The sequence below is a fragment of the Kandleria vitulina DSM 20405 genome, from assembly GCF_000702065.1.
Taxonomy (GTDB): domain Bacteria; phylum Bacillota_I; class Bacilli_A; order Erysipelotrichales; family Coprobacillaceae; genus Kandleria; species Kandleria vitulina.
This window is the reverse complement of record NZ_JNKN01000052.1, coordinates 1-9002: the sequence shown is the minus strand read 5'-3', so window position 1 is coordinate 9002 and position 9002 is coordinate 1. Positions and strand designations below refer to the sequence as shown.

The following is a 9002-nucleotide window of genomic DNA, read 5'->3' as shown; positions in this document are numbered from 1 at the left end:
TCAATAGCTACTATATACATATAAATCACGTCCTTTCTAAGATGAATATAATTGAACATGTCTGCACTATGACATAACACAGAACCTAGTGAAGATATAAATTCAAGGACTTATCCAACTCATTACTATTTAGTCATATCACTGTGGCAGTAAACTTTCAGATCTAGTCAAGGCTATAAGGAGAAAACCTAAAGTACACATATTCAATACTTCTATTATAAAGGAAATAAAGAAAGGGATATAATCTAAACGCTTATCAGTTTTAATGACTCCAGGGAGTCTTAAAAGTAACTCACGGATAAGTCAATTAGATTATACTAGGAGAACAAAATGAAGAGAATAGTCAATTTCATATTAATTATCACATGTATCTTATTACTACTAGATATACTCTATGTGGTTACTTTTTTTAACTCATTTAATATTTTACATTTTCTTGTAATGATTATCTTTTTACCATCTGTACTTATTTCATTAATAATAGCTTGTATACTTCATCTTTTACATGTTGATCAAATAAAACTACAATGCTTGTTTTCAGCTATATCATCTTTGATATTTACAATGATCATGTATTTTCTTACTTATTCAAATAAGGAGTTCATTGAAAAAATTATAGCTAATTCAACCCAATTGACACAATCTTCTAGTATTAATATATCCAATATTAGCGTAAATACAAATTTATCATCTTTTATCTTAATTTTTATTATTGTCTTTGTGTTTAGTGTGATCTTTAACACTATTTTAAATGTGCTAAAAGAAGGGAGAAAAGCAAATGTTTATTAATAAAAATAACGTCATATGTAATATAAAAGGACTTGATATGATTATCAATACAGAAAATGGAGCTGTTGTGGGGGTAGACAGGGATAATCTACAAAGTTATAAGAAATTGATTAATGAAGAATTACCGATTTCGTTAGACAAAGAGTTATATGATTTTCTTATTGAAAATGAGTTTGTATCTAATCAGCCATTAGAAAAGAAAGAAATTGAAATACCTACTGCATATTTACATGTAACTAATAGATGTAATCTGCATTGTCTTGGGTGTTATTCAGATAATGATTCAAGAAATATAGACTCTGATTTAGAGTTTAAAGATATGATCAAAGTGTTAAATGAACTTGAAAGAGTTGGAATTAAAAACTTAGTTATATCTGGAGGAGAACCGTTATTAAGAAAAGATATTGTTGATTTAATGAAATACGCAAAAGAAAAATGTGAGATTGAACGACTGGCTTTAATTACTAATGGGACTGTAGGAAATATGACACTTTTTTCTAGGCTATCACAATATTTGGACAATATATCTGTTTCTTTAGATACTTTTGATTCAAAGTGTAAGGCTTTTTTAAGAGACGAAGGAATTTTTGATAATATCATTAAAAATATATACCATATGAAAAATGCAGGATTAAATGTGGCAATCTTACCAACAATACACCATAAAAATGTAAGTTATATTAGTCGCTACAATGATTTGGCGGATAAATTAGATGTAGGAATTAGTTTTAGCATTTTTACAACAGGATGTGAAAAAATATATGAAGATTATTCTCTATTAAATGATGATCTATCTCATATATCAAAATACCTATCATCTTACAAAATTGAAGATATACCCATTAATAATACATTAGAAGGAAAAAGACACTGTGGAACTGGCTGTAATATTCTTTCAGTCGGTGCTAATGGAGATGTGTATCCATGTCATATGTTGATGGAAGAACAATTTAAGATGGGAAATATAGTTAATAACGACATGATCACTATATTGGAAAATAACAAAACAAATAGGAAATGTTGGGAAAATGATGTTGATGATATTTCAGGCTGTCGACAGTGTACATATAAATATTTATGTGGTGGTGGCTGTAGAGCTAGAGCACATCTCATAAATGGAAACATCATGAAAAAAGATCCATTTTGTAAAATGTTTAAAGGTTTTTATGATGAAATATTTGCCACGATGAGAAATAAGATGGAGGAATGATTAATGAATAAATACTATGCCTCTACAAAAGAAGAAATCATTAATAAATCATTGAACTTATTAACACGTATTCATATAAAACATCTATTTACTCATCAAGGAGAAATACAAATTACAGATAAATCAATCATATTAAAAGATTGGAAAACAATAGAATGGAATGATATTAAAAAAGTAGATATGGAAAATGATGAAATCGTTTCATCTAAAATGTTTGCGACACAATCTCGTTTATTTTTTATGAAGTCTTCAAAGCCTATTAGACTCATCTTAAATAATAATGAAGTTATCTACTTATATGTAAATTGGAATTTCGCTACAGGTTTAAGTGATAATAAAAAGATATATGAAAGAATAAAAAATAATTAGCTAACCATTGGTTTCTGGATTAATCCTGATTCATTCGAAAAATTCAAATGTTATGAGAGGAGGTGTGAATATGTTATTTTTCTCAAAGAAAGTAAATAAAGCTGGATGTGCAGCTGTTGGTGTTGTTGTTTGCGCAAGTATCGGATATAACACAAAAAATTGGAGTGCATAATTAATAAGTTGTCCATGACTAATGTCATGGACAACTTCATATAGGAGTATTTTGCAATGAAAAAATATATTTTAAAACAAAAATATACATTATTTTTAGCAGTTTTTTTAACACTTTTTTGTAGTTTTTTAAATATATTGATTGTTTATATCATTCAAAATCTTGTGGATTCTATAACAAAAACAGAAATTAGTACTTTTCAATGGATGCTATTTTTATTATTACTGGTACTAATTACAAATTTTATTATCGGATATGTATCAATTTTTGTAGAAGCAAAGATTTCAAAGAAAATACATTTAGATTTAAAGCAAGATCTTTTTCAAAGTGTTTTATGTCAAAAGTACGAGGATTTTAGACTCACATCGACAGGATCAAAAATCAGTGTTTTTGAGAATGATATTAATTTCTTAGAAGAGTACTATTTTAATAACATATTTGTTTTAATGAGAAATACAATTGTACTTACCGTATCTCTAATATATCTATTTTTATTAAATATAGTAGTAGGAATTATATTGTTAATAAGCGCTTTTCTTGTTTTATTAATTCCATTATTATTGGGGAAAAACATCGATGCGATTAGTGAAAAATATTCTAGAAAAAAAGGTGAATTTATCAGTGGATTAAAGGATTTTTTTGAAGGAATGGATGTTATACATGATTATCAAATTGAAAAACAAACGTATAAAAATTATTCAGATATTTTAAATAATTTAGAGAATCAATTATTTATATTGAAAAAAAAAATAGGTTTATATAACCAAACTATGGTTTTTGGGAATTATATAATTATAGCCGTAAGCTTCATTGCGGGAGGTTATTTGGTTATAAACAAAGTTATTTCTATCGGAGAAATGATTGCAATTACTCAGGTAATGAATATCATTATGCAACCAGTTGGAGAAGTTGTATCTGCGTTAATTGAGATGACAGGTAGTAAATCAGTTAAAAAGAAACTTGAAAATATGATTGAAATAAAAGAAAGAGATAGTAATAAAGATCTATTAACTTCTTCAATAGTTTTTTCTGAAATAGAGTGTAATAATATTTCATTTTCCAGGGATAATAGTGATTTTTCATTGAAAAATATTTCTTTAAAAATTGCCGCGAATAAGAAATATATCTTGATTGGACCAAGTGGATGTGGAAAAACCACACTACTTAAATTAATTGCTAATACATTAGAACCTACTACAGGAAGTTTGTATATAAATGATAAGAATTATCAGTGTGCTAAAGAAGATATTTCAAACGTAATATCCTTCGTGCATCAAGATACATTTATATTTAATGACTCAATTGAGAACAATGTTAAGCTCTATCAAAATTATTCTGATGAAGCGTTTTATGAAGCTGTATCTATAGCAGGTCTAAGTGAGTGCTTAAATAATCGTGTTGATTTAAAATGTACTGAAGGTGGGAATGGACTTTCAGGAGGAGAGAAACAAAGAATTGCTATTGCAAGAGCGATATTAAGAAATTCTCCTGTTCTTTTGTTAGATGAAATAACATCTTCATTGGACAAAATGACAGCAAAGAAAATAGTGAGAAATTTATTTGAGATGGAAGAAAAAACTATTGTATTTGTAACTCATAAGTTAGAGAAGGAATTTTTCAAAATGGCTGATTGTATCTTGTGTATAGATCAAGGAACAATCATAGAAAAAGGTACATGGCATGATTTGATACAAGAGAAAGGATATTTTTATAAATTATATGGGGAAGAGTAAAAATGGAAAATATATTAGAAGTAAACAATATCAATAAATCATTTGGAACGCATACTGTGTTGGAAGATGTTTCTTTTAAGATAAATCCAGGAGAAATTATTGGATTGGTTGGCAGAAATGGATCAGGAAAAACTACATTAATGAAATGCATTTTGGGATTAATATCTATAGATGCTGGTGAAATATTATTTAATGATTCTTCAGAATATTATAAAAATAAAGATTTAATGGATCAAATTGGATATTTGCTTGATTGTAAATTGTTTGAAAACTTAAGCGCGTATGAGAACATAAAAATTCAAGAATGGTATAAAGGTAAAAGGTATAAAAAAGAAAAAGAGAAAGCAATAATAGAAGATATATTAAACCTTGTTGATTTGAAAAATGATAATAAAAAAGTGAAGGCGTATTCATTTGGAATGAAACAACGTCTAGGATTAGCTCTAGCGTTACTTGGAAATACAAGATTATTAATTTTAGATGAGCCTTTTGTCGGTTTGGATCCAGTAGGTATACAGATAATTAGGAATTTTATTATTAAAATGAGTAAAGAAAGAAATATGGCAATATTAATTTCTTCTCATCAGTTATCGGAGATAGAAGGAATTTGTGAGAGATATTTATTTATTTCAGATAAAAGAATTAAAGCATATGCTTATGATGAAAGAAGAAAAGTAATAATATATACTAAAACTCAAATTCCTGAAGAAATAAAAAGTATTATTCAAGAAAAAAATGTTACTAATAGAGTAATAAGTTTTTGGTTTGAGGAAAAAGTATTTAATGATGTCATTAAATGTCTTGTAACACATAATGTTATAATTAAGGATATAAAGCTAAGTAAAATGTCATTAGATAAACTATTTAAGGAGGAATAAATGGGTGATTTAATTAAATTAGAATTATATAAAATGCATAAAAAAAAGTATTTTATAATTGTTATCTTGTTCAATTCCGTTTCATTGTTATATGGATTAGGAATTAAATTTAATTGGAGTTGGGTTTTGTTTAATGGAAAGTTTGATGTTATTCAATATGTTGGTGCTATTTGGCAACTCCTATTTTTAATTGGCTTACCTCTTATCTTCTTTATGTATGTGGGATCAAGTTTATTAGGTGGTGAGAAGGAAGAAGGGCAAATATTATTAGAGATAACAAGAGTAGCAGATAGAAAAAAACTTGTTAAAGCAAAGTTATTGGCAACTATAAGTCTAATCGTCTTTTATTACATAATAAATATAGTTTTATCGACTTTTAGTTATTTTTTCTTAGTTAGATATACAAAGTACGCTACTCTACAATTAGTTATTTTAAATGAAGAAAATATTAATTTATTTATTACATCTTTATTTGGTTGTGTTTATATTGTGATTATAGTTATTATTAGTATGTATTTATCGATTAAATATGGTGCGATAATATCGACAATTGGAGGAGTTGCTCTTTATGCAATAACATTGTTATTAGCTAGAATGGATACAATTCGTGTACTGATTCCAGGTTACTTTGCGCTTGCTACAGATGCGCATATAGATATAGGTGGTATATTACAACAACTTATTTGGAGCGGATTAATTATATTGATTTTCTTATACTTAATGGGTAGAAAAATTAATTCACTTGATTTGTAAAATGTAAATTCTATTTTTGTAGCAGTAGGCATAACCGATTGAGGGGATGCTACTTACCGTGGGAAAATATCCTTTCCACGAAAGTGGAAATAAGCTCATAAGAGATACTGATTAAATGATTTTTTAAAGAGGTGGATCAATTTTTCTATCTCTTTTTTAAATAAGGCAAAAAAATATCAGGCATAAATCAATATAGATTTATATATTAAGATAAATGTAGATAAAATCAATAGAATTCTAAGTGAGCATAGTCTAAAATTTTTTGTGTAAATTATGATAAACGAATTTACACAAAAAAAATTTACATTATGTTAATGTGAGAAAAGAGACGTATATAATAGTATATAAGAATATAAGATGGGGTGAAGTATCATATTAATACAGTTTAATTTCAAAAACTATAAGTCGTTTCGGGACGAAACAACTTTAGATTTATCTGCTACAAATATTACTGAGTTCTCTGAAAGAGTTGTAAAAGTAAATGGAGAAAAGGTTCTTCCAGTAGCTGCAATCTATGGCACAAATGCTAGTGGTAAATCTAATGTGTATAGCACATTTGCATTCATGTCAAAGTATGTCTTAAATTCATTTAATTATGGTGATGATAGAAAAGCTATGATGGATGAATAAAATACGTGGCAGTCATTAGACTGCCACGTTTATTTTACTTAAAATGACTATAAATATAAAAAATGATACAAAAAATATCGAATTATATGTTAATATATATTTAGTAGAAGAATAAATGGGGTGACTAGGAATGGAAAGAGCATGTGTAAGGATAGAAAATATAAAGATTGAAAATTTTAAGAATGTAAAAATGGGACAGATTTCTTTAAAGAATAATAGAAAAAATTATAAAGCAAGTATATTAGGAATCTATGGTCAAAATGGATCAGGTAAAACAGCTTTAATAGATGCAATTATGTTACTGAAGCTTGCACTTTGTGGAAATTCTATTCCATCAGAATATGCGGATTACATAAATGTTGATGGTAAATATGCTACTATGAAATACGAGCTTACGGTGAAGTTATCTCATATTTCATATAAAGTCATCTACGAATTCAAATTAAAAAAAGAAATTGAAGAAGATAATGAGAATATATTGGATATAGAGAATTATAAAGCAGTCATCTATGATGAAATACTACGCTGTTCATATGTAACAAAAGAAGAAAGTGTAAGAATGTCCAAATTGATCAATACAAGTGAAGGTGAAGTATTTACACCTAAAAATAAGTATCAGATGTTAGTTGGAAAAAGCAAGTCGTTAGAAACAGAACTGCAGGTTACCAAGCGCTTAGCGCTTGCTACTGGTAAATCGTTTATTTTTTCTAAAGATTTACTTAAAGCAATAACTCAGCAATCATCTCATCTTCATTATCATGATCTGATCAAGGCACTCGTAAATTATGGACAATATGAACTCCTAGTTATTAATACAAAGTATAATGGCTTAATATCATTGAATGCACTTCCTCTATCATTTAAGTATGAAAATAATGAGCGTTCAGGTATTGTTGGTAATATAGCATTACCACTTAATGAAGCACAAACAATACCCCTTGAAGTTGTAGACGTTATTGAAAAGATTATTCCAAATATGAATATAGTTCTTTCGCAGATTATTCCTGGTTTAACTATCAGTATGCATAATTTTGGTAAGCAGCTTTTAAAGAATGGAAAAGAAGGCTGTCGCGTACAATTGATGTCTAAAAAGAATCACAAAGAAATACCTCTTCGTTATGAATCAGAAGGTATCAAAAAGATTATTTCTATTTTACAGCTTCTTATAGTTGTATATAATAACTCATCAATTACTGTCGCAATTGATGAACTTGATGCAGGAATCTTTGAATATCTTCTAGGAGAACTATTAAGAATAATATCTGAAAAAGGAAAAGGACAACTTATTTTTACATCACATAATCTTCGTCCATTAGAGACTCTAGATAAAGGATTTATTGCCTTTACTACCACTAATCCAGAAAACCGTTATTTAAGAATGACAAATGTGAAGGAAAATAATAATCTAAGAGATTTCTATTATAGGGATATAGTCTTAGGTGAACAGGACGAAGTTGTATATGATCTAACTAATAATTACGATATCGCACTCGCTTTCAGAGAGGCTGGTGACATGTAGTGGCAAGAAAAAAGATTGTTTTTGTAATAGTAGAAGGCCCATCTGATGAAGAAGCATTAGGTGTGTTATTAACACGCATATTTGAAAAAGAGAGTGTTTATGTCCATATCAATCATGGAGATATTACTTCAAAGAGCCGTGTAAATCCTTCAAATATCGTTAATCAAGTAGGAAATTGTATAAGAGAATATGAAAAAAAGAATCATTTTAAACGATCAGATTTCAAAGAAATCATTCATATCATTGATACAGATGGTGCATTTGTAAAGGATAGTGTGATAAAAGAAGATCAACAAGCTAAAAAAACAATCTATAGTCCATCTGAAATTAGAACAATGAATCCTCATAATATCATTGATAGAAATAAACGAAAACGTGAAAATATTCTTAGATTAATCATGAAAGATGAGATATGTAATATACCTTATAACCCATGTGGGCGAGAAAACCCACGGTTTCAACCGTGAGGATGATAGCCCATCTTTTTACTTTTGTAGATATTTAATCGACTAACATCTATAAACATGCTACTATATATTCATGAAGAATGAATACAAACATACAAAGACGACCGTATCATTGATCAACTACCATTTTGTGTTTTGTCCTCGATACCGCAGAAAAATATTTAACATTCAAGGTGTTGAGGATAGGTTTAAAGAGCTTACTATTGCTGAATGTGATAAACAAGGTATTGAAATCCTTGCTTTGGAATGTCATATAGACCACGTACATATTTTTGTAAGTGTACTGCCAACTATGTCTATTCCAAACATAATGAAGCAGATTAAAGGTTGCACTTCGCTCCAATTAAGGGAAGAATTTCCTCAGCTCAAAGCAATGCCGAGTCTCTGGACTCGTAACTACTTTGTAAGCACAGCAGGTAATGTAAGTTCCGAGACTATTAAATGGTATGTAGATACCCAAAAAACAAGACCGTAGGTGATAA

At 28.3% G+C, this 9002-nt stretch carries 7 protein-coding genes and 1 pseudogene; all 8 read left to right on the top strand.

Features of this window, described 5'->3' with window-relative positions; genetic code table 11:
* The first annotated feature begins 778 nt into the window (after positions 1–778).
* The 8 genes and pseudogenes from T513_RS0109040 (at position 779) to tnpA (ending at position 8995) form a co-directional block, all read left to right on the top strand.
* On the top strand, positions 779–1999 hold the full coding sequence (locus T513_RS0109040; RefSeq protein ID WP_031589839.1) for a radical SAM/SPASM domain-containing protein: 1221 nt from the start codon (positions 779–781) through the stop codon (positions 1997–1999).
* Between the two features lie 3 nt (positions 2000–2002).
* Entirely contained in the window at positions 2003–2368 is a 366-nt protein-coding gene (locus tag T513_RS0109035) for a hypothetical protein (RefSeq protein ID WP_031589838.1), read from the top strand.
* A gap of 228 nt (positions 2369–2596) precedes the next feature.
* Positions 2597–4273 carry an ABC transporter ATP-binding protein gene (locus tag T513_RS0109025; RefSeq protein WP_031589837.1) on the top strand — a complete coding sequence of 559 codons (1677 nt, stop codon included), beginning with the start codon at positions 2597–2599 and terminating at the stop codon, positions 4271–4273.
* A gap of 77 nt (positions 4274–4350) precedes the next feature.
* Positions 4351–5151, top strand: a pseudogene (locus T513_RS0109020) (ATP-binding cassette domain-containing protein); the annotation flags it as partial.
* Positions 5152–5904, top strand: a complete 753-nt coding sequence (locus T513_RS0109015) for an ABC transporter permease (RefSeq protein ID WP_031589835.1) — start codon at positions 5152–5154, stop codon at positions 5902–5904.
* 760 nt (positions 5905–6664) lie between these two features.
* Complete coding sequence (locus tag T513_RS0109010; protein ID WP_031589834.1) at positions 6665–8053, top strand: AAA family ATPase; 1389 nt, start codon at positions 6665–6667, stop codon at positions 8051–8053.
* Positions 8053–8520: a hypothetical protein gene (locus T513_RS0109005; protein ID WP_051654427.1), complete on the top strand. Its 468-nt coding sequence runs from the start codon at positions 8053–8055 to the stop codon at positions 8518–8520. Before T513_RS0109010 ends, T513_RS0109005 begins: the two co-directional genes overlap by 1 nt.
* 73 nt (positions 8521–8593) lie before the next feature.
* A complete protein-coding gene (tnpA, locus tag T513_RS0109000; RefSeq protein WP_031589414.1) occupies positions 8594–8995 on the top strand; it encodes an IS200/IS605 family transposase in 402 nt (133 codons plus the stop codon).
* The last annotated feature ends 7 nt before the right edge of the window (positions 8996–9002 follow it).